Here is a 20,546-nt window from a genome sequence, read left to right as displayed (position 1 = left end):
CGTTAAACTCAATGTATAACAGGAAATGCGTTGCTTAAATTGATATATTGAGAACGTGATATTGCAATTTTTGCAACACTCTCACTGCGAGCGTATCGATATGGATTTACGTGATTTAAAGCTGTTCCTGCATCTGGCCGAAAGCCATCACTTCGGGCGCACCGCCAAGGCGATGCACGTCAGCCCGTCGACGCTCTCCCGCCAGATCCAGCGGCTGGAAGAGATCCTCGGGCAGCCGCTGTTCCTGCGCGATAACCGCACCGTGCAGCTCACCGACGCCGGCGAACAGCTGAAAGAATTCGCCCAGCAAACGCTGCTGCAATATCAGCAGCTCAAGCACTCGCTCGGCCAGCACGGCCCTTCGCTGAGCGGCGAACTGCGGCTGTTCTGCTCGGTGACTGCCGCGTACAGCCACCTGCCGCCGATCCTCGATCGCTTCCGCGCACAGCACCCGCTGGTAGAGATCAAGCTGACCACCGGCGACGCCGCCGACGCGGTCGACAAGGTGCAGTCCAACGAGGCCGATCTCGGCATCGCCGGCCGGCCGGAAACGCTGCCCGCCAGCGTGGCGTTCACCAAAATCGGCGAAATTCCGCTGGTGCTGATCGCGCCGGCGCTGCCCTGCGCGGTGCGCAGCCAGGCGTTCGCCGACAAGCCCGACTGGGCCGAGATCCCCTTCATCTTGCCGGAGCACGGCCCTTCGCGAAAACGCATCGAACTGTGGTTCCGCCGTCACCGCATCAGCAATCCGCTGATTTACGCCACCGTCGGCGGCCACGAAGCCATCGTGTCGATGGTGGCCCTGGGCTGCGGCATCGCGCTGATCCCGAGCGTAGTGGTGGACAACAGCCCGGAACCGGTGCGCAACCGCATCTCGCAGTTGGATAACATCTCGATGGTCGAACCGTTCGAGTTGGGGGTCTGCGTCCAGAAAAAACGCCTCAGCGATCCGCTGATCGACGCCTTTTGGCGATTGCTGCATCCCCGCTGACGCGGGGTTTTTACAGGTCGGCCGGATCGACCTGCTTCATCGCCTCCACCTGCATCAGCCAGTGATAGAGCGGCTCAAGCTGCAAAAATGCCCCGGCCAGCAGCGGCGCCAGATCGGCGTTGAACAGCTTTTCCACTTCGCTGTCCGTCACCATCACCGCGAACGATTTGCGGTTGTACCAGGTGGCGATCTCCGCCGCCTGCTCCTTGACCAGCGGACGCTTGTAGCTCTCGCCCACCAGCTCGAACGGCGGCCGGCAACAGGCGGCCACCTCCAGGAAAAGCTGCGGCCGCTGTTTCAGCGTATGGCGGAACAGATCCATGGTCGGCTTGTTGGCGCTGTAGTAACCGAGCCCATAGCGCAGCATGTCCGGCCCCAGTTCGAAAAAGTAGACCGGCGCATCTTTCCAGTCTTTGCTCGGGCGCTTGAACGTGAGCCACATGCGGCTGCGGTAGCGCGACTTGTCGTGAGAAAACCGCGTATCGCGATGAATGCGCGACAGCGTTTTGCCGATCGCCGGGCGGGTCTCGAACTGCGGATCGATCGCCAGCATGCCGGGAGCAAGCTGCTCCACCAGCGCGCGAAACGGCGCCAGCAGCTCGCGATCGTAGATGTCGCGGTTGCCGTCGAACCACGCCTTATCGTTCTCGATCCGCACCTGCTGCAGGAAATTCAGGCCCTGCTGGCTAAAGCCGGAGAAAGGTTGCGTCATAAGTTTTTCCGTTCTGACGGTTTATCGGGTATTGCGCAGATCTTCCCTCTGCCAACGGCGTTTGATAAACACGCGCCGACGCGTGCGGAAATAGGCGACATACAGGTAGAACGCCGCCCGGTTGCTGAACAGCGCCCCGCCAACCGCGCCCCCCAGCAGCAGGGCGCCGGTGGCGATGCCGGTCATGCCCGCCGCCCACGCCGCCGCGGCGCCGAGGCAACACAGACCGAGCATGCCAAGGTAATATTGCAGCAATACCACCCCGCTGTTTTTACCCTGCACCAGTTGGAACAGGATCAGCGTCATCCACACCGCCACGATCGCGCCGCTGCCCATCAACACGGCGGCGGAGGTCTTGCCGCTCCAGGCGGCCGCCACATCCGTGACCAGACCCATCACGCCCGCCAGGCCCAGCATCAGGCACACCATCAGCAGCATGACGTTGCCGACGCCCGGCGGTGACAGCCGCTGGCCCGGCGTCATGAAATGCTGCTCGAGCTGCGCATCCACGCCGGCGAAAAGCGCACGATCGCGCGCCGCGATTTGGCTTTCCATCTCCCGGCCCTGCACGATCAGGCGTTTAATCATCCAGTCCGCCATTACCTCACCATCTGCGGCAATTTCTGCATAATGCCCACAAAATACTGCCCGGTGGTTTTCACATTCACCGGTGCAGACAGGGTGCCGCTGATGCCGCTGCCCACGAACGTCAATGAGTTATTGAGCGCCGAATGCAATTGCTGACGCAACCCGTTTTGGATCGCTTCCGTCGGATAGCGCTTCGGGTATAAACCGTTCTTCACCATCTCTTTCAAGACGTTATTGGAAATCCCCGGGTTTTCCGCCCGAATGATGTTTTCGGTCAGCCGCTTCCTTTCGCTGCGGGGCATGCTTTTCAGCCATTCCGTCGCCTTGCGCGCCGAAATGCGGCGCATGGCGCGATAGGTCATCGTCGCTTCCTTCAGGGCGGCCCCGGCGCTGGCCAGCGAGATCACATCGAGCACGGTACTGGTGGCGATATACCACTGCTCTGAATCGAGCTGAGCCAATTCATCCCCTTTCCCGTCATAAAGCTTGTTGACGCGGTACAGCCCATTGCCGCACTGCAGCGCGCTGGCGGCCATGCCGGCATAGCCCAGATAAGCCACCGCTGAGCTGGTGCCGCCGGTAAACGGCACGGCGACGCTGCCCGACGCCAGTAAAAATACCGATACCAGCAGCGTTCCGCACGACAGCGCGGCCGAGGCCAACTCTTTGCTGACGCTGGGTTTGCTCAGCGCTTCCGACAGCGTATTGGTTGCGGCAACGCGCGAAGTATGAGCCACCGTTTTGCTGATGACCACATGAGTGACCTGCGAAGCGTTCGAATAACCGGTGTGCTGCGTCGGACGAACTAAAAATGAGTTTTGCCCGTCGGAAAAAATAATCCCCACGCCATGAAAGGCGAGGCTGCAGTCCAGAGAGTCCTGCAGGGCTTGCAGATTAATATCGCGATAGAATTCTTGTACGCCGGTATTGCCCAACAGGCGGGCAAACTCGGCGTTGGTCAAATCGTCTTCGGGAGAACCGAACGGCGTAGAAAAAGCAGTTTTCATTGTCGTGCATCCCTATACGTCAGAAGTCTTGGCAGTATAAAAATGCACGACAAAATCACAACCGCGCAACCCATAAACTGACTAATGCGTCACGGTTACTTATCAATCCGACTCACCCCTGCAAAAAGAAGCGGAACGCCGGGTTGTCGGTTTCGTCGTGGCAATCGTAGCCCAGCGCCTGCAGGTGCCGCTCGAATTCCGGCTCGCTTTGCGCCAGTTCGAAGGCCGCCAGCACCCGGCCGAAGTCGGTGCCGTGGCTGCGATAGTGGAACAGCGAGATGTTCCAGTGCGTGCCCAGCGTCTGCAGGAACTTCAGCAGCGCGCCCGGCGACTCCGGAAACTCAAAGCTGTACAGCCGTTCGCGCAGCGGCTTCGACGGACGCCCGCCCACCATGTAGCGCACGTGCAGTTTAGCCATCTCGTCGTCCGACAGATCCACCACCTGATAACCGTCGGCGTTGAGTTCGTCGATGATCTCCCGCCGTTCGGCGTGGCCGCGCGTCAGCCGCACGCCGACGAAAATGCAGGCGTTGTCGGCATCGGCGTAGCGGTAGTTGAATTCGGTCACCGAGCGCCCGCCCAGCAGTTGGCAGAACTTGAGGAAGCTGCCCTGCTGTTCCGGAATGGTCACCGCCAGCAGCGCTTCGCGCTGTTCGCCCAGTTCGCAACGCTCGGAAACATAGCGCAGCCCGTGGAAGTTGAGATTGGCGCCGGACAGCACGTGCGCGAGACGCTCACCCTGAATGTTGTGCTGCTGGACGTACTTTTTCAGCCCCGCCAAAGCCAGCGCGCCGGAAGGTTCGGCAATGGCGCGCACGTCCTCGAACAGATCTTTGACCGCCGCGCAGATGGCGTCGCTGTCCACGGTGATCACGTCGTCCAGATACTCACGGCACAGGCGGAAGGTTTCGTCGCCGATGCGCTTCACCGCCACGCCTTCGGCGAACAGCCCGACGCGCGCCAGATCCACCGGATGGCCGGCATCCAGCGCCGCGCGCAGGCAGGCGGAGTCTTCCGCTTCGACGCCGATCACTTTGATCTGCGGCATCAGCTGTTTGATCAGCACCGCCACCCCGGCGGCCAGGCCGCCGCCGCCGACCGGCACGAAAACCCGATCCAGATGCGCGTCTTGCTGCAGCAGCTCCATCGCCAGCGTGCCCTGCCCGGCGATCACCGTCGGGTGATCGAACGGCGGCACAAAGGTCATGCCCTGCTGTTGGGAAAGCTCGATCGCCTTTGCTTTTGCCTCGTCGAAATTGGCGCCGTGCAGCAACACTTCGCCGCCGAAGCCGCGCACCGCATCCACCTTGATGTCCGCGGTGGACACCGGCATCACGATCAGCGTTTTGATGCCCAGCCGTTTACCGGAGAAGGCGACGCCCTGCGCGTGGTTGCCGGCCGAAGCCGTCACGACGCCGCGCGCCTTCTGCTCTTCGTCCAGCCCGGCGATCATCGCATAGGCCCCGCGCAGCTTGAAGCTGTGCACCGGCTGGCGATCTTCGCGCTTCACCAAAATGGTGTTGCCGAGGCGCGAAGAGATTTTGCTCATGGCCTGCAACGGGGTGACTTGCGCCACCTCGTAAACCGGCGAGCGCAGTACCGCTCGCAGATATTCCGCGCCGCAGGGGGCGCTGGGTAGGGGTTGAGAGACCGCCATGCTGCTTATCCCCCCAGTTTGCTCTTGTCGCGCACCGCGCCTTTGTCGGCGCTGGTGGCCAACGAGGCGTAGGCGCGCAGCGCGAAGGACACCTGACGTTCACGATTTTTCGGCGTCCAGGCCGCGTCGCCGCGCGCCAGTTCCGCCTCATGCCGCGCCGCCAACTCCTGCTCGCTGACATCCAGCTGGATGCCGCGATGAGGAATGTCGATCGCGATCATGTCGCCGTCCTGCACCAGGGCGATCAGGCCGCCGTTAGCCGCTTCCGGCGAAGCGTGGCCGATGGACAACCCGGAGGTGCCGCCGGAGAAACGCCCGTCGGTGATCAGCGCGCACGCCTTGCCCAGCCCCATCGATTTCAGGTAGGTGGTTGGGTAAAGCATTTCCTGCATGCCCGGCCCGCCTTTCGGCCCTTCGTAGCGAATCACCACTACGTCGCCCGCCACGACTTTGCCGCCGAGGATCGCTTCTACCGCGTCGTCCTGGCTTTCATACACTTTGGCCGGGCCGCGGAAGGTGAGGATTTCCTTGTCGACGCCGGCGGTTTTGACGATGCAACCGTTTTCCGCCAGGTTGCCGTACAGCACCGCCAACCCGCCGTCCTGACTGTAAGCGTGCTCACGGGTGCGGATGCAACCTTCCTTGCGGTCGGTGTCCAGCGAATCCCAGCGGCAATCCTGGGAGAATGCCTGCGTGGTGCGGATACCGGCCGGCCCGGCGGAGTACATTTTCTTGACGCTTTCGTCGCGGGTCAGCATCACGTCGTAGGCTTCCAGCGTCTGCGGCAGGGTCAGCCCCAATACGTTGTTCACCTCGCGGTTCAGCAAGCCGGCGCGATCCAGCTCGCCGAGGATACCGATCACGCCACCGGCGCGGTGCACGTCTTCCATGTGATATTTCTGCGTGCTCGGCGCCACCTTGCACAGGTGCGGCACTTTGCGCGACAGGCGATCGATGTCTTCCATGGTGAAGTCCACCTCGCCTTCCTGCGCCGAAGCCAGCAGGTGCAGCACGGTGTTGGTCGAGCCGCCCATGGCGATGTCCAGCGTCATGGCGTTTTCAAATGCCGCCTTGTTGGCGATATTGCGCGGCAGCGCGCTCTCGTCGTCCTGCTCGTAATAGCGTTTGGTCAGCTCGACGATGCGCTTGCCGGCGTTGAGGAACAGTTCCTTGCGATCGGCGTGGGTGGCCAGCAGCGAACCGTTGCCCGGCTGCGACAGGCCCAGCGCTTCGGTCAGGCAGTTCATCGAGTTGGCGGTGAACATGCCGGAGCAAGAGCCGCAGGTCGGGCAGGCGGAACGCTCGATCTGCTCGCTGTCGGCGTCGCTGACGTTCGGGTTCGCGCCCTGGATCATCGCGTCCACCAGATCCAGCTTGATGATCTGGTTGGAGAGTTTGGTTTTGCCGGCTTCCATCGGGCCGCCGGAAACGAAGATCACCGGAATGTTCAGGCGCAACGCCGCCATCAGCATGCCCGGGGTGATTTTGTCGCAGTTGGAGATGCACACCATCGCGTCGGCGCAGTGGGCGTTCACCATGTATTCGACCGAGTCGGCGATCAGCTCGCGCGACGGCAGGGAATAGAGCATGCCGCCGTGGCCCATGGCGATGCCGTCATCCACCGCGATGGTGTTGAACTCTTTGGCCACGCCGCCTGAAGCTTCGATCTGTTCGGCGACCAGTTTGCCCAGATCGCGCAGATGCACGTGGCCCGGCACGAACTGGGTAAAGGAGTTGACCACGGCGATGATCGGCTTGCCGAAATCGGCGTCGGTCATCCCGGTCGCGCGCCACAATGCGCGGGCACCCGCCATATTGCGGCCGTGGGTGGTGGTGGCGGAACGGTACTTAGGCATGCTCTTTTCACTCCAAATGTATTTATGGCAGGCGGCGAACGAACCGCCTGGATATTTCTTATCTTGTCTGTCTTGTCGTCCGCCACGCTGCGCGGCGAGCCTTGTCGTTACGGGTTTACCGGATCCAGCCACCCGTATTTGTCTTCGGTCTTGCCGCTGAACAGGCCGAAGAACGCCTGTTGGATCTGTTTGGTCACCGGGCCGCATTTGCCGATGCCGACCTGAATGCCGTCCACGCTGCGCACCGGCGTGATTTCCGCCGCGGTGCCGGACATGAACACTTCGTCGGCCAGGTACAGCGATTCGCGCGACAGCACCTGCTCGCGCACGTCGAAGCCCATGTCTTTCGCCAGCTTAATGATCGCGTCGCGGGTGATGCCCGGCAGCGCCGACGAGGTGAACGGCGGGGTATAGAGCACGCCGTCTTTCACTTCAAACAGGTTCTCGCCCGCCCCTTCGGAAATGTAGCCGTGCACGTCGAGCGCGATGCCTTCCTGATAGCCGTGGCGGCGCGCTTCGCTGCCCACCAGCAGGGAGGAAAGATAGTTGCCGCCGGCCTTGGCCGCAGTGGGGATCGTGTTTGGTGCGACGCGGTGCCAGGAGGAGACCATCGCATCGATGCCTTGATCCAGCGCTTCTTCACCCAAATAAGCGCCCCAAGGAAACGCCGCGATAATCACGTCCGTTTTATAACCGGCCGGCGGGTTGACGCCCATGCCGACATCGCCGACGAACACCAGCGGACGAATGTACGCGCTGACCAGGTTGTTCTTGCGCAGCGTAGCGCGGCAGGCTTCCATCAGCTCGTCGACGCTTTGCGACACCGGCATGCGGTAGATTTTCGCCGAATCGTGCAGGCGCTGCATATGCTCGCGATGACGGAATACCACCGGCCCCAAGTGCGAGTCATAGCAGCGTACGCCTTCAAACACCGACGTGCCGTAATGCAACGCGTGCGACATCACGTGCACTTTGGCCTCGGCCCAAGGAACCATCTCACCATTGAACCAAATGTAATCGGCTTTCTTTGTCATTGTTATTTATCCTTCTCGGCGCCTCAGGCGCGTATTTGTTGTGATGTTGGCTGCTGGATCTCGACGCAGGAGACGTCCATCAGTTTGCTTAATTGAGATGACAACAGGGCGACCGGACGCGGGCTGGCAACGGTCAATTCGATATTGATGCTGTCGGCGTTGGCCGGGGAAACCATATTCATAGCACAAACCTGAAAGCCGCGATGACGCACGACCCGCAATACGCGCTCTAACATTTCGGGGCGAAAACGCGCCTGGATCGAGAGTTGATGCTGCATCATGATATTTCCTCCAACATGGTTTCGTTGCCGGCGCCCGGCGGCACCAGCGGCCAGACGTTTTCGAGTTCGTCGATAGAGACCTGCAGCAGATAAGGGCCTTCGGTGTTGAACAGCGCCTCGAGCGCGCCCTCCACCTGATCCTTGCGGCTGATGCGCTGGCCGGGAATGCCGAAGGCGGCGGCCAGCATCAGGAAGTCGGGGTTATCGGACAGGTTGGTTTCGCTGTAGCGGCCGTCGAAGAACAGCTGCTGCCATTGGCGCACCATTCCGAGGCGCTGGTTGTCCAGCAGCACGATCTTCAGCGGCAGCTGTTTGCGCTTAATGGTGCCCAGTTCCTGCACGTTCATCATGAAGGAACCATCGCCCGAGACGCAGATCACCGTATCTTGCGGACGCGCGATCTGGGCCCCGACCGCCGCCGGCACGCCGAACCCCATGGTGCCGAGGCCACTGGAGGTGATGAAATTCTCCGGGCGCTCGAACGTCATGTGCTGCGCGCTCCACATCTGGTGCTGGCCGACGTCGGTGGTCACCACGCTGTTGGCCGGCTTGCGGGCGGACAGCTGGCGCAAGAACAGCGGCGCGTAAATCGGCTGGCCGGGATGATCGTAGCGGCAGGCGTGATCGGCTTTCAGCGCCGTCACCCGTTGCCGCCAGGCGGCGATGTTCAGCGGGCGCTGCAACGCCGGCAGCAACGCTTTCAGATCGCCCTGCAGGGCCACATGCGCCTGGCGCAGCTTGCTCATCTCCGCCGGGTCGATATCCATGTGGATCACTTTGGCGTGCGGCGCGAAGGCATTCAGCTTGCCGGTCACGCGGTCATCGAAACGCGCGCCGACGGCGATCAGCAGATCGCACTCCTGTACTGCCAGGTTAGCGGCCTTGGTGCCGTGCATGCCCAACATGCCAAGGTACAGCGGATCTTGCGCATCCGGCGCGCCCAGCCCCTTTAGGGTGGCGACGTTCGGCATGCGGGTCACGGCGATGAACTCGCGCAGCGCCGGCACCGCCTGCGCCATGCCCACGCCGCCGCCGACGTACAGCATCGGTTTATGCGCCTGCGCCAGCAGCTCAGCCGCCTCGGCCAACGCCGCCGTCGGTAATGCCGGCGCTTCATCGACCGGCATCAAATGCGGATGCAGGTCGCCTTGCGCCAGCTGGATGTCTTTCGGGATATCGATCAGCACCGGGCCAGGACGGCCGCCGGCGGCGATGGCGAAAGCTTCCGCCATGATGCCCGGCAAGGCATCCAGCGATTCCACCAGGAAGCTGTGCTTGGTGCAGGCCAGAGACAGGCCGAGAACATCGATCTCCTGAAAGGCATCGGTGCCGATCAGCGCGGATCCCACCTGACCGGTGATGGCGACAACGGGAACGGAATCGAGCAGCGCATCCGCCAGCCCGGTGATCAGGTTGGTGGCGCCGGGACCGGAAGTGGCGATACAGACACCGACTTTGCCGGTGGCGCGGGCGTAACCGATGGCGGCCATGGCGGCGCCCTGTTCATGGCGGCACAGCAGGTGTTCCACGCCGCCGTCGTACAGCGCATCGTACACCGGCATGATTGCCCCGCCCGGATAGCCGAATACGGTATCCACACCCTGCGCACGCAACGCTTGAACTACCCACTGAGCGCCATTCATAGTTATTTCCCCGCCTTACTTCGACAACCGCAGGATTTTGTTCTGTTTTTCATGCTCTGCCCCTTGCTCCACTTTTCTCTTGCCAATAAAAAACCCCCGGACCTGACGGTGCGGGGGTTCTCTTGCGATTCCGGCTTGTTTGCTAAGCCTTTCTTCGTCCAAGTGCAGCCCCGCACGGTGGGATAATAATCACCACCACGCTAATCACGACTAGGCTAATCACTTGGGCAAAGGCTTTCATAATGGGTTTGTTCACTGTGCTCATTCAGAACTAATGCTTACAGAGGTACCACAGCCGCGCGCGACATGACAACACTTTTTTTGCGTTATTATTCGGCGCAATCTGGTCATACCTCACGCGAATCGCCCGGATTTCACACGTTGGCGCGCATACCTGGATTTTTCACCGCGCCGGTGATGGCCTTGCCGCGTGTATCCTTGCCGAAGAACACCAACAGAGCGATCGCCACCGCCACCGTCCCGGCAACCATGGCCATCGCCAGGCCGTAATTATGCCCATGATGCTCGGCGAGGGTGGCTTGCAGCGTGGCGTTGACCGAAGCGATCAGGTTGCCCAGCTGATACACGAACCCCGGCAGCACCGCGCGGGTGTTGGCCGGTACCAGCTCGGTCAGGTAGGTCGGCACCACGCCCCAGGCGCCCTGCACCATGAATTGCATCAGGAAAGCGCCGATCCCGAGCATCAGCGAACCGCTGGAAAACGCCCACAGCGGGATCACCGGTAACGCCAACAATGCGGCGATGATAATCGCTTTTTTGCGGCCGATTTTTTCCGATAACGAACCGAAGAAAACGCCGCCGATAATTGACGCGATATTGTAGCTAATGGCGATGATACTGACGGTTTTCGGATCGAAACCGTGCTGAACTTTCAGAAATACCGGATACAGATCCTGCGTGCCGTGAGAGAAGAAATTGAACGCCGCCATCAGCAGCACCAGATAGCAGCACAGCTTCCAGTGGCTCTTCAACACCGGCAGCAAGGCGCTGCTTTCTTTACGTGCACGCGCCGCCAGCCACACCGGCGACTCCTGCACGCAATAATAAATAAACGGCAGCAGCAGGATCGGCGCCGCGCCGATGACGAACATGCCGCGCCAGCCGACCGTTTCGAACAGCAGGCCGTACACCACCGCCGCCAGCAGATAACCGAACGGATAGCCGGCCTGGAAAATGCCCGACATCAAGCCGCGCGAGCGGTCCGGTATGGTTTCCATCGCCAATGATGACGCCACGCCCCAGATACCGCCCATCGCAACGCCGTACAACACTCGTAACAGCAAGAAGACCGTCAGCGAGGGCGCGGCGGCGGAGAGCAGCTCAAACACCGAGAAGAAGACGATATTCAGCATCAGGATCGGTTTGCGGCCATATTTTTCCGCAGCGCGCCCGAAGATCAGCGCGCCGATCGGCCGCACCGCCAGCGTGAGCAGAATCGCCAACGTGACCTGTTCCAGGCCGACGTGAAAGGATTGTGCGATGTCGCTGAGTAAGAATACCAGTACGAAAAAATCGAAAGCGTCGAGCGTCCAGCTTGAAAAACTGGCGATTGCCGCATTGCGTTGCAGCGGGGTCCAACCAAACATAGTGTTATCCCTACCGTAGAGTACGAAGTCAGGAGATTTAGCGGCTGCCGGGCAGACTGCCGCGGCGGTCGGAGTGTGTTAAAGAAGTGATTTTTCTTTTAATCAATTGTTAAATACACCCATCAAGCCTATGGCTGCAATGCGTACAGGCCGCTAATGTGTTGCAGGCTTCAGCGAATTGTTAATGGGTATTGCCACAGGCTGCGAGGCGGTTCGCACAATCTTTTTCAATTCGATGAAAATCAGTGATTATGCTGCGAGTTTCATGGAAAAAATGCCAAGAACGCCGCGCGGCACCTGGATAAATCGCGCATCATGCCGCCCTCAGCAAGGAGAGCGATATGTCACTGGCGGTAATCTATAGCCGCGCCATCATCGGCGTTCAGGCCCCTTCCGTAACGGTAGAGGTGCATATCAGCAATGGCCTGCCCGGCCTGACGCTGGTTGGCCTGCCGGAAACCACGGTAAAAGAGGCGCGCGATCGGGTGCGCAGCGCCCTGATCAACAACGGTTTCACCTTTCCCGCCCGCCGCATCACCGTCAATTTGGCACCGGCCGATCTGCCGAAAGAAGGCGGGCGCTACGATCTGCCGATTGCGCTGGCGATCCTCGCCGCCTCCGAGCAACTGCCCCTCGCCCCGTTGGCACGCTACGAGTTTCTTGGCGAACTGGCGCTGTCCGGCGCGCTGCGCGCGGTCAGAGGCGCCATCCCGGCGGCGCTGGCGGCGGCTGACGCCGGGCGACAATTGGTCCTCTCGACGGACAACGCCGCCGAGGTCGGCCTGATTGCGCAGTCACAATCCCATACAGCCCAACACCTGTTGGAGGTCTGTGCCTTTTTGCTCGGTCAGGGCGAGCTGCCGGTAGCCATCACGCCTCCCGCGGCAGACAACCCGCATGAAAACGCCGATCTGCGCGACATCATCGGCCAAGAGCAGGCCAAGCGGGCATTAGAGATCGCCGCCGCCGGCGGGCATAACCTGCTGCTGATTGGGCCGCCGGGCACCGGTAAAACCATGCTGGCCAGCCGACTGACGGGCTTACTGCCGCCGCTGACGGAACCTGAGGCGCTGGAAAGCCTGGCGGTCGCCAGCTTGCAGCATCCTGTTCTCACCGCTTTGCCATGGCGCCAGAGGCCATTTCGCGCACCGCATCACAGCGCATCGATGGCGGCGTTGGTCGGCGGCGGCTCACTGCCGCGCCCGGGTGAGATATCTATGGCGCATAACGGCGTGCTGTTTCTGGATGAGCTGCCGGAATTCGAGCGTAAGGTACTGGATGCGCTGCCGGAATTCGAGCGTAAGGTACTGGATGCGCTGCGTGAACCGCTGGAATCCGGCGAGATCGTGATTTCACGCGCCAACGCCAAGGTCTGCTTCCCGGCCAAGGTGCAATTGATCGCGGCGATGAATCCCAGCCCAACCGGGCATTACCAGGGCATGCATAATCGCGCCTCGCCGCAGCAGGTGCTGCGCTACCTGGCCCGGCTGTCAGGGCCTTTTCTCGATCGTTTCGATCTGTCTATCGAAGTGCCGCTGTTACCTCCAGGTACGCTCAGTAAGCGGCAAACTCAGGGAGAAAGCAGCGAGCAGGTGCGGGAAAGAGTGCGACAGGCACGCACCCGGCAGCTCGAACGCGCCGGTAAAATCAACGCGCTGTTAAACAACCGTGAAGTGGAACGGGATTGCGTGTTGCAGGCGGCAGACGCCGAGTTTTTGGAAGTGACATTAAACGCGTTGGGGTTATCGGTCCGCGCCTGGCAGCGCATCTTGAAAGTGGCGCGCACGCTGGCGGATTTGGCGGGGGATGCCGAGATCGGCAGGCGCCACCTCAGCGAAGCGCTGAGCTATCGCAGTATGGACCGTCTGCTGTTACAACTGCATCGTAGTCTGGAATAGAAAATGGGGCCCGAAGGCCCCATCGTCTTTAGTCTTCGCTGTCGCTGTAATCTTCTACTGCGTCAGCCTGCGGCTTACCGCCGGACAGCGTATGGAATTTCTTCGGGCGACGTGTGCGCGCCAGATATTTAGCCCATACTTTTTCCTGCTCGGTAGCCGCTTCGCGCTCACCGCGGCACACTGCGACGAACAGCTGTTCTTCTTCAGTGGCCGGCTGGCGTTTGCCCGAGTCCAGCTCGTTAAACGCGTAGCCGAAGCGCTCTAGCAATTGCGCCTCTTTAATGGTGAAATCGCCGTGACGGGAGAACCCGCGAGGGTAATGTTTATTATCAAAAAAACGATTGGTCGTGGTGAAGCTATCCGCCATCTGACACGCTCCTAATTCTCTTATGGCCGTGCTGTTTATGGCGCGGAGTATTAGATAGGCTTGACAGCGTGTAAAACAAAACATTTAAATCTTAACGACAAATTTTTTTGGAGATAGGTGTGGATACCGAATTACTGAAAACCTTTTTGGAGGTCAGTAGAACGCGTCACTTTGGCAGAGCCGCAGAATCTTTGTACTTAACGCAGTCCGCGGTCAGTTTCCGCATCCGTCAGTTAGAAAACCAGTTGGGCGCAAATTTATTTACCCGTCATCGCAATAACATCCGCCTGACGCCTGCCGGCGAGCGGCTTCTGCCCTATGCCGAAAGCCTGATGAACACCTGGCAGTTGGCGAAGAAAGAGGTCGTGCGTTCACTGCAACATACCGAGCTGTCGATCGGCGCGACTGCCTCGTTGTGGGAGGCTTATTTGACCCCCTGGTTGCAATCTCTCTATCAACAAAGAGAGGCGCTGCAGCTCGAAGCCAGGGTGGCCTTAAGGCACTCTTTGGTAAAGCAACTGCATGAAAGGCAGCTCGATTTACTGATCACCACTGAGCCGCCAAAGATGGACGAACTGGCCAGCCAGCAGCTGGGCAATTTCTCATTACGCCTGTTCTCATCCGCGCGTCGTGACAAACAATCCCCCATGCCTTACATCAAGCTGGAATGGGGGGCCGACTTCCACCAACAGGAAAACCGCATGTTGGAAGGTGATAACGTGCCGGTACTCACGACCACCTCGGCACACCTGACGCGTCAGTTGCTGGAAACCACAGGCGGATGCGCTTTCCTGCCCAGCCAGTGGGAAAAAGAGTATCCGCAGTTGCTTGCCGCCGCCGAGATCCCGCCGATTGTCCGCCCACTGTATGCCGTCTGGTTGCAAAACAGCGATCAACAGCCTTTGATTCGGCAATTACTTAAAATACCTTTAAATACCGCAGCCTAAAGCGCTATGGCGGCCTTAAAAGCCGCCGCCGTGGTCATGGCTGTCTATCATACCAAAAACCGCCCATCGCCTTCTGAGAGAAGAAAATGCAAAACGGTAGGAGAATCAGGAGGTCTGCGGGGGTAAAGATCGAAAGATCATAAGGCAACTCGGATCAGATAGACATCAGCATAGAGCAGCCAATACGCTCTTTTCCAAAGCGGGAATGCTCCAAGGGAAGGGATAATAGGTAAAAAAAAACCCTTTGCTTTCGCAAAGGGTTCTTAATATGGCAGGGGCGGAGAGACTCGAACTCGCGACACCCGGTTTTGGAGACCGGTGCTCTACCAACTGAGCTACGCCCCTAAATCTCGCTTAACATTATGCCTGCTAAAAAAGCAGGCATAATTAAATAAGTGGCGGAACGGACGGGGCTCGAACCCGCGACCCCCTGCGTGACAGGCAGGTATTCTAACCAACTGAACTACCGCTCCACCGATTCTTTTACGTTGTATCTTTCGATACCGGCAATATCGCGCTTTGCGACTTGCGCATTACCAGTCGTCACACTGATAACGTTTATTTGATGCCTGGCAGTGTCCTACTCTCGCATGGGGAGACCCCACACTACCATCGGCGCTACGGCGTTTCACTTCTGAGTTCGGCATGGGGTCAGGTGGGACCACCGCGCTATTGCCGCCAGGCAAATTCTGTTTCATTCCAACCGCTTCACTTCCGTGAAGCCATCAGAACCAATCTTGGAACGTCGCTGAAAATCTCTCTAAAAACACCTTCGGTGTTGTAAGGTTAAGCCTCACGGATCATTAGTACTGGTTAGCTCAATGCATCGCTGCACTTACACACCCAGCCTATCAACGTCTTAGTCTTAAACGTTCCTTCAGGGGCCTTAAAGGCCCAGGGAAGACTCATCTTGAGGCAAGTTTCGCGCTTAGATGCTTTCAGCGCTTATCTTTTCCGCACTTAGCTACCGGGCAATGCCATTGGCATGACAACCCGAACACCAGTGGTGCGTTCACTCCGGTCCTCTCGTACTAGGAGCAACCCCTCTCAATCTTCCAACGCCCACGGCAGATAGGGACCGAACTGTCTCACGACGTTCTAAACCCAGCTCGCGTACCACTTTAAATGGCGAACAGCCATACCCTTGGGACCTACTTCAGCCCCAGGATGTGATGAGCCGACATCGAGGTGCCAAACACCGCCGTCGATATGAACTCTTGGGCGGTATCAGCCTGTTATCCCCGGAGTACCTTTTATCCGTTGAGCGATGGCCCTTCCATTCAGAACCACCGGATCACTAAGACCTACTTTCGTACCTGCTCGAGCCGTCACTCTCGCAGTCAAGCTAGCTTATGCCTTTGCACTAACCTCACGATGTCCGACCGTGATTAGCTAACCTTCGTGCTCCTCCGTTACTCTTTGGGAGGAGACCGCCCCAGTCAAACTACCCACCAGACACTGTCCTCACCCCGGATCACGGGGCCGAGTTAGAACATCAAACATTAAAGGGTGGTATTTCAAGGATGGCTCCACGCAGACTGGCGTCCACGCTTCAAAGCCTCCCACCTATCCTACACATCAAGGCTCAATGTTCAGTGTCAAGCTATAGTAAAGGTTCACGGGGTCTTTCCGTCTTGCCGCGGGTACACTGCATCTTCACAGCGAGTTCAATTTCACTGAGTCTCGGGTGGAGACAGCCTGGCCATCATTACGCCATTCGTGCAGGTCGGAACTTACCCGACAAGGAATTTCGCTACCTTAGGACCGTTATAGTTACGGCCGCCGTTTACTGGGGCTTCGATCAAGAGCTTCGCCTTGCGGCTGACCCCATCAATTAACCTTCCAGCACCGGGCAGGCGTCACACCGTATACGTCCACTTTCGTGTTTGCACAGTGCTGTGTTTTTATTAAACAGTTGCAGCCAGCTGGTATCTTCGACTGGCTTCAGCTCCATCCGCAAGGGACTTCACCTACATGCCAGCGTGCCTTCTCCCGAAGTTACGGCACCATTTTGCCTAGTTCCTTCACCCGAGTTCTCTCAAGCGCCTTGGTATTCTCTACCTGACCACCTGTGTCGGTTTGGGGTACGATTTAATGTTACCTGGAGCTTAGAGGATTTTCCTGGAAGCAGGGCATCAACTACTTCTGCACCGTAGTGCATCGTCATCACGCCTCAGGGTTAGTATGCAACCGGATTTACCAGGTCACACCCCCTACACGCTTAAACCGGGACAACCGTCGCCCGGCTAGCCTAGCCTTCTCCGTCCCCCCTTCGCAGTAACACCAAGTACAGGAATATTAACCTGTTTCCCATCGACTACGCTTTTCAGCCTCGCCTTAGGGGTCGACTCACCCTGCCCCGATTAACGTTGGACAGGAACCCTTGGTCTTCCGGCGAGCGGGCTTTTCACCCGCTTTATCGTTACTTATGTCAGCATTCGCACTTCTGATACCTCCAGCAACCCTCACAGGCCACCTTCAACGGCTTACAGAACGCTCCCCTACCCAACAACGCTAAGCGTCGCTGCCGCAGCTTCGGTGCATGGTTTAGCCCCGTTACATCTTCCGCGCAGGCCGACTCGACCAGTGAGCTATTACGCTTTCTTTAAATGATGGCTGCTTCTAAGCCAACATCCTGGCTGTCTATGCCTTCCCACATCGTTTCCCACTTAACCATGACTTTGGGACCTTAGCTGGCGGTCTGGGTTGTTTCCCTCTTCACGACGGACGTTAGCACCCGCCGTGTGTCTCCCGTGATAACATTCTTCGGTATTCGGAGTTTGCATCGGTTTGGTAAGCCGGGATGGCCCCCTAGCCGAAACAGTGCTCTACCCCCGAAGATGAGTTCACGAGGCGCTACCTAAATAGCTTTCGGGGAGAACCAGCTATCTCCCGGTTTGATTGGCCTTTCACCCCCAGCCACAAGTCATCCGCTAATTTTTCAACATTAGTCGGTTCGGTCCTCCAGTTAGTGTTACCCAACCTTCAACCTGCCCATGGCTAGATCACCGGGTTTCGGGTCTATACCTTGCAACTAATCGCCCAGTTAAGACTCGGTTTCCCTACGGCTCCCCTATACGGTTAACCTTGCTACAAAATATAAGTCGCTGACCCATTATACAAAAGGTACGCAGTCACACCACGAAGGTGCTCCCACTGCTTGTACGTACACGGTTTCAGGTTCTATTTCACTCCCCTCGCCGGGGTTCTTTTCGCCTTTCCCTCACGGTACTGGTTCACTATCGGTCAGTCAGGAGTATTTAGCCTTGGAGGATGGTCCCCCCATATTCAGACAGGATGTCACGTGTCCCGCCCTACTCATCGAACTCACGACCTGTGCATTTTAGTGTACGGGGCTATCACCCTTTGCTGCGCGACTTTCCAGACGCTTCCACTAACACACAAGCCGATTCAGGTTCTGGGCTCCTCCCCGTTCGCTCGCCGCTACTGGGGGAATCTCGGTTGATTTCTTTTCCTCGGGGTACTTAGATGTTTCAGTTCCCCCGGTTCGCCTCATGCCACTATGTATTCATGACATGATAGTGTGTCGAAACACACTGGGTTTCCCCATTCGGGTATCGCCGGTTATAACGGTTCATATCACCTTACCGACGCTTTTCGCAGATTAGCACGCCCTTCATCGCCTCTGACTGCCTAGGCATCCACCGTGTACGCTTAGTCACTTAACCTCACAACCCGAAGATGTTTCCATCATTCGCGCTGCAAACATTTGAGAGACTCTATGACAGGTTACTCTTCATCCCAGTACATCTACGGAGGGATAAATTTCAGCCGTCATGTTTCAATTTTCAGCTTGTTCCAGATTGTTAAAGAGCAAAATACTTCGCAGCATACTGTCGCCAATATACTCTGAAGTATTCAATACCGGACTATATGGTGGAGCTAAGCGGGATCGAACCGCTGACCTCCTGCGTGCAAGGCAGGCGCTCTCCCAGCTGAGCTATAGCCCCATACAGTCACGTGCAGTACCTTTTCCACTTACAAGAAGTGGTAGGCCTGAGTGGACTTGAACCACCGACCTCACCCTTATCAGGGGTGCGCTCTAACCACCTGAGCTACAAGCCTATAAAGGTATTTCTGCTCGTTACTTTCTATCAGACAATCTGTGTGAGCACGCCACTCGAACTAATATCTTTAGGTAAGGAGGTGATCCAACCGCAGGTTCCCCTACGGTTACCTTGTTACGACTTCACCCCAGTCATGAATCACAAAGTGGTAAGCGCCCTCCCGAAGGTTAAGCTACCTACTTCTTTTGCAACCCACTCCCATGGTGTGACGGGCGGTGTGTACAAGGCCCGGGAACGTATTCACCGTAGCATTCTGATCTACGATTACTAGCGATTCCGACTTCATGGAGTCGAGTTGCAGACTCCAATCCGGACTACGACATACTTTATGAGGTCCGCTTGCTCTCGCGAGGTCGCTTCTCTTTGTATATGCCATTGTAGCACGTGTGTAGCCCTACTCGTAAGGGCCATGATGACTTGACGTCATCCCCACCTTCCTCCAGTTTATCACTGGCAGTCTCCTTTGAGTTCCCGGCCGAACCGCTGGCAACAAAGGATAAGGGTTGCGCTCGTTGCGGGACTTAACCCAACATTTCACAACACGAGCTGACGACAGCCATGCAGCACCTGTCTCAGAGTTCCCGAAGGCACCGATCCATCTCTGGAAAGTTCTCTGGATGTCAAGAGTAGGTAAGGTTCTTCGCGTTGCATCGAATTAAACCACATGCTCCACCGCTTGTGCGGGCCCCCGTCAATTCATTTGAGTTTTAACCTTGCGGCCGTACTCCCCAGGCGGTCGATTTAACGCGTTAGCTCCGGAAGCCACGCCTCAAGGGCACAACCTCCAAATCGACATCGTTTACAGCGTGGACTACCAGGGTATCTAATCCTGTTTGCTCCCCACGCTTTCGCACCTGAGCGTCAGTCTTCGTCCAGGGGGCCGCCTTCGCCACCGGTATTCCTCCAGATCTCTACGCATTTCACCGCTACACCTGGAATTCTACCCCCCTCTACGAGACTCTAGCTTGCCAGTTTCAAATGCAGTTCCCAGGTTGAGCCCGGGGATTTCACATCTGACTTAACAAACCGCCTGCGTGCGCTTTACGCCCAGTAATTCCGATTAACGCTTGCACCCTCCGTATTACCGCGGCTGCTGGCACGGAGTTAGCCGGTGCTTCTTCTGCGAGTAACGTCAATTGATGAGCGTATTAAGCTCACCACCTTCCTCCTCGCTGAAAGTGCTTTACAACCCGAAGGCCTTCTTCACACACGCGGCATGGCTGCATCAGGCTTGCGCCCATTGTGCAATATTCCCCACTGCTGCCTCCCGTAGGAGTCTGGACCGTGTCTCAGTTCCAGTGTGGCTGGTCATCCTCTCAGACCAGCTAGGGATCGTCGCCTAGGTGAGCCATTACCCCACCTACTAGCTAATCCCATCTGGGCACATCTGATGGCAAGAGGCCCGAAGGTCCCCCTCTTTGGTCTTGCGACGTTATGCGGTATTAGCTACCGTTTCCAGTAGTTATCCCCCTCCATCAGGCAGTTTCCCAGACATTACTCACCCGTCCGCCGCTCGTCACCCAGGGAGCAAGCTCCCCTGTGCTACCGCTCGACTTGCATGTGTTAAGCCTGCCGCCAGCGTTCAATCTGAGCCATGATCAAACTCTTCAATTAAAAGCTTGATTTGCTTCCACTCGAGAAGCGATGCTCAAAGATTTACTGCATGAATTTTACTTCAGTTAGTCACTCTTCAAGACTTGATATTTTTTTGCATCCGAAGATGCTGGATATCGTCTTGTGGAGTGCCCACACAGATTGTCTGATAAATTGTTAAAGAGCAGTGCCGAGAAACTCATCGGCGCGGGCTGCGTATATTACGCTTTTCACCCGGAGAGTCAAGCGTTTATTTCGCTTTCTTCTCGCTGACCCG

14 protein-coding genes, 4 tRNA genes and 3 rRNA genes are annotated in these 20,546 nt (G+C 58.0%); 3 read left to right on the top strand and 18 right to left on the bottom strand.

The genetic code is table 11. From position 1 onward, the window contains the following. The first annotated feature begins 100 nt into the window (after positions 1 to 100). Positions 101 to 991 (top strand): HTH-type transcriptional activator IlvY, encoded by an 891-nt coding sequence (ilvY, locus tag J0X03_RS00630; protein WP_004929971.1) that lies wholly within the window; start codon positions 101 to 103, stop codon positions 989 to 991. 10 nt (positions 992 to 1,001) lie between these two features. On the opposite strand, the gene J0X03_RS00625 is transcribed toward ilvY, so the two are convergent. The 10 genes from J0X03_RS00625 to J0X03_RS00580 all read right to left on the bottom strand — a co-directional run bounded on the left by J0X03_RS00625 (position 1,002) and on the right by J0X03_RS00580 (position 11,376). Next, positions 1,002 to 1,703, bottom strand: a complete 702-nt coding sequence (locus tag J0X03_RS00625; protein WP_033645375.1) for a DUF2461 domain-containing protein — start codon at positions 1,701 to 1,703, stop codon at positions 1,002 to 1,004. Between the two features lie 21 nt (positions 1,704 to 1,724). Beyond that, positions 1,725 to 2,303, bottom strand: a complete 579-nt coding sequence (locus tag J0X03_RS00620; RefSeq protein WP_099784568.1) for an immunity protein Sip4 — start codon at positions 2,301 to 2,303, stop codon at positions 1,725 to 1,727. Further along, positions 2,303 to 3,298, bottom strand: a complete 996-nt coding sequence (locus tag J0X03_RS00615) for an Ssp4 family T6SS effector (RefSeq protein WP_033654501.1) — start codon at positions 3,296 to 3,298, stop codon at positions 2,303 to 2,305. The genes J0X03_RS00620 and J0X03_RS00615 overlap by 1 nt, the downstream gene beginning before the upstream one ends. Before the next feature lie 112 nt (positions 3,299 to 3,410). Further along, a complete protein-coding gene (ilvA, locus tag J0X03_RS00610) occupies positions 3,411 to 4,955 on the bottom strand; it encodes a threonine ammonia-lyase, biosynthetic (RefSeq protein ID WP_015379394.1) in 1,545 nt (514 codons plus the stop codon). Positions 4,956 to 4,960: 5 nt separating this feature from the next. Then, positions 4,961 to 6,811: a dihydroxy-acid dehydratase gene (ilvD, locus tag J0X03_RS00605; protein WP_015379395.1), complete on the bottom strand. Its 1,851-nt coding sequence runs from the start codon at positions 6,809 to 6,811 to the stop codon at positions 4,961 to 4,963. 107 nt (positions 6,812 to 6,918) lie between these two features. Further along, positions 6,919 to 7,845, bottom strand: a complete 927-nt coding sequence (locus J0X03_RS00600) for a branched-chain amino acid transaminase (protein WP_033645378.1) — start codon at positions 7,843 to 7,845, stop codon at positions 6,919 to 6,921. A gap of 23 nt (positions 7,846 to 7,868) precedes the next feature. Beyond that, on the bottom strand, positions 7,869 to 8,126 hold the full coding sequence (ilvM, locus tag J0X03_RS00595) for an acetolactate synthase 2 small subunit (RefSeq protein ID WP_004929955.1): 258 nt from the start codon (positions 8,124 to 8,126) through the stop codon (positions 7,869 to 7,871). Next, entirely contained in the window at positions 8,123 to 9,769 is a 1,647-nt protein-coding gene (gene ilvG / locus J0X03_RS00590) for an acetolactate synthase 2 catalytic subunit (protein ID WP_033645379.1), read from the bottom strand. The genes ilvM and ilvG overlap by 4 nt, the downstream gene beginning before the upstream one ends. A gap of 142 nt (positions 9,770 to 9,911) precedes the next feature. Further along, positions 9,912 to 10,010: an ilv operon leader peptide gene (ilvL, locus tag J0X03_RS00585; protein ID WP_013814970.1), complete on the bottom strand. Its 99-nt coding sequence runs from the start codon at positions 10,008 to 10,010 to the stop codon at positions 9,912 to 9,914. Between the two features lie 133 nt (positions 10,011 to 10,143). Continuing rightward, positions 10,144 to 11,376 carry an MFS transporter gene (locus J0X03_RS00580; protein WP_160204681.1) on the bottom strand — a complete coding sequence of 411 codons (1,233 nt, stop codon included), beginning with the start codon at positions 11,374 to 11,376 and terminating at the stop codon, positions 10,144 to 10,146. Between the two features lie 341 nt (positions 11,377 to 11,717). Between J0X03_RS00580 and J0X03_RS00575 the strand changes: the two genes are divergently transcribed. Then, on the top strand, positions 11,718 to 13,274 hold the full coding sequence (locus tag J0X03_RS00575) for a YifB family Mg chelatase-like AAA ATPase (RefSeq protein ID WP_160204682.1): 1,557 nt from the start codon (positions 11,718 to 11,720) through the stop codon (positions 13,272 to 13,274). A 28-nt stretch (positions 13,275 to 13,302) separates the two neighbouring features. On the opposite strand, the gene J0X03_RS00570 is transcribed toward J0X03_RS00575, so the two are convergent. Continuing rightward, the gene (locus tag J0X03_RS00570) at positions 13,303 to 13,641 is read right to left on the bottom strand and encodes a MaoP family protein (RefSeq protein ID WP_004929946.1); all 339 of its coding nucleotides are present in this window, start codon (positions 13,639 to 13,641) and stop codon (positions 13,303 to 13,305) included. Between the two features lie 119 nt (positions 13,642 to 13,760). Here J0X03_RS00570 and hdfR point away from each other — a divergent pair, with 119 nt between their 5' ends. After that, a complete protein-coding gene (hdfR, locus tag J0X03_RS00565) occupies positions 13,761 to 14,588 on the top strand; it encodes an HTH-type transcriptional regulator HdfR (protein ID WP_033645382.1) in 828 nt (275 codons plus the stop codon). Positions 14,589 to 14,857: 269 nt separating this feature from the next. On the opposite strand, the gene J0X03_RS00560 is transcribed toward hdfR, so the two are convergent. The 7 genes from J0X03_RS00560 to J0X03_RS00530 all read right to left on the bottom strand — a co-directional run bounded on the left by J0X03_RS00560 (position 14,858) and on the right by J0X03_RS00530 (position 20,290). Beyond that, positions 14,858 to 14,933 (bottom strand) — tRNA-Trp (locus tag J0X03_RS00560). A 51-nt stretch (positions 14,934 to 14,984) separates the two neighbouring features. Further along, a tRNA-Asp gene (locus J0X03_RS00555) sits at positions 14,985 to 15,061 on the bottom strand. Positions 15,062 to 15,155: 94 nt separating this feature from the next. Further along, a 5S ribosomal RNA gene (rrf, locus tag J0X03_RS00550) occupies positions 15,156 to 15,271 on the bottom strand. A gap of 99 nt (positions 15,272 to 15,370) precedes the next feature. After that, positions 15,371 to 18,277: ribosomal RNA gene (locus J0X03_RS00545) — 23S ribosomal RNA — on the bottom strand. Positions 18,278 to 18,483: 206 nt separating this feature from the next. Then, positions 18,484 to 18,559, bottom strand: a tRNA-Ala gene (locus tag J0X03_RS00540). A gap of 38 nt (positions 18,560 to 18,597) precedes the next feature. After that, a tRNA-Ile gene (locus tag J0X03_RS00535) sits at positions 18,598 to 18,674 on the bottom strand. A 74-nt stretch (positions 18,675 to 18,748) separates the two neighbouring features. After that, positions 18,749 to 20,290 (bottom strand): 16S ribosomal RNA (locus tag J0X03_RS00530). The 16S, 23S and 5S rRNA genes sit together here with 4 tRNA genes alongside, the layout of an rRNA operon. Positions 20,291 to 20,546: the final 256 nt, after the last annotated feature.

Source organism: Serratia ureilytica (assembly GCF_017309605.1).
Lineage (GTDB): Bacteria > Pseudomonadota > Gammaproteobacteria > Enterobacterales > Enterobacteriaceae > Serratia > Serratia ureilytica.
This window is presented reverse-complemented; position numbering and strand designations above follow the sequence as displayed.

Excerpts from the sequence above, each read along its gene's own strand:
- ilvD (WP_015379395.1), bottom strand. The coding sequence starts at position 6,811 with ATGCCTAAGTACCGTTCCGCCACCACCACCCACGGCCGCAATATGGCG.
- J0X03_RS00625 (WP_033645375.1), bottom strand. The coding sequence starts at position 1,703 with ATGACGCAACCTTTCTCCGGCTTTAGCCAGCAGGGCCTGAATTTCCTG.
- J0X03_RS00600 (WP_033645378.1), bottom strand. The coding sequence starts at position 7,845 with ATGACAAAGAAAGCCGATTACATTTGGTTCAATGGTGAGATGGTTCCT.
- J0X03_RS00575 (WP_160204682.1), top strand. The coding sequence starts at position 11,718 with ATGTCACTGGCGGTAATCTATAGCCGCGCCATCATCGGCGTTCAGGCC.
- ilvY (WP_004929971.1), top strand. The coding sequence starts at position 101 with ATGGATTTACGTGATTTAAAGCTGTTCCTGCATCTGGCCGAAAGCCAT.
- J0X03_RS00570 (WP_004929946.1), bottom strand. The coding sequence starts at position 13,641 with ATGGCGGATAGCTTCACCACGACCAATCGTTTTTTTGATAATAAACAT.
- ilvL (WP_013814970.1), bottom strand. The coding sequence starts at position 10,010 with ATGAAAGCCTTTGCCCAAGTGATTAGCCTAGTCGTGATTAGCGTGGTG.
- ilvG (WP_033645379.1), bottom strand. The coding sequence starts at position 9,769 with ATGAATGGCGCTCAGTGGGTAGTTCAAGCGTTGCGTGCGCAGGGTGTG.
- J0X03_RS00580 (WP_160204681.1), bottom strand. The coding sequence starts at position 11,376 with ATGTTTGGTTGGACCCCGCTGCAACGCAATGCGGCAATCGCCAGTTTT.
- ilvA (WP_015379394.1), bottom strand. The coding sequence starts at position 4,955 with ATGGCGGTCTCTCAACCCCTACCCAGCGCCCCCTGCGGCGCGGAATAT.
- ilvM (WP_004929955.1), bottom strand. The coding sequence starts at position 8,126 with ATGATGCAGCATCAACTCTCGATCCAGGCGCGTTTTCGCCCCGAAATG.
- J0X03_RS00620 (WP_099784568.1), bottom strand. The coding sequence starts at position 2,303 with ATGGCGGACTGGATGATTAAACGCCTGATCGTGCAGGGCCGGGAGATG.
- J0X03_RS00615 (WP_033654501.1), bottom strand. The coding sequence starts at position 3,298 with ATGAAAACTGCTTTTTCTACGCCGTTCGGTTCTCCCGAAGACGATTTG.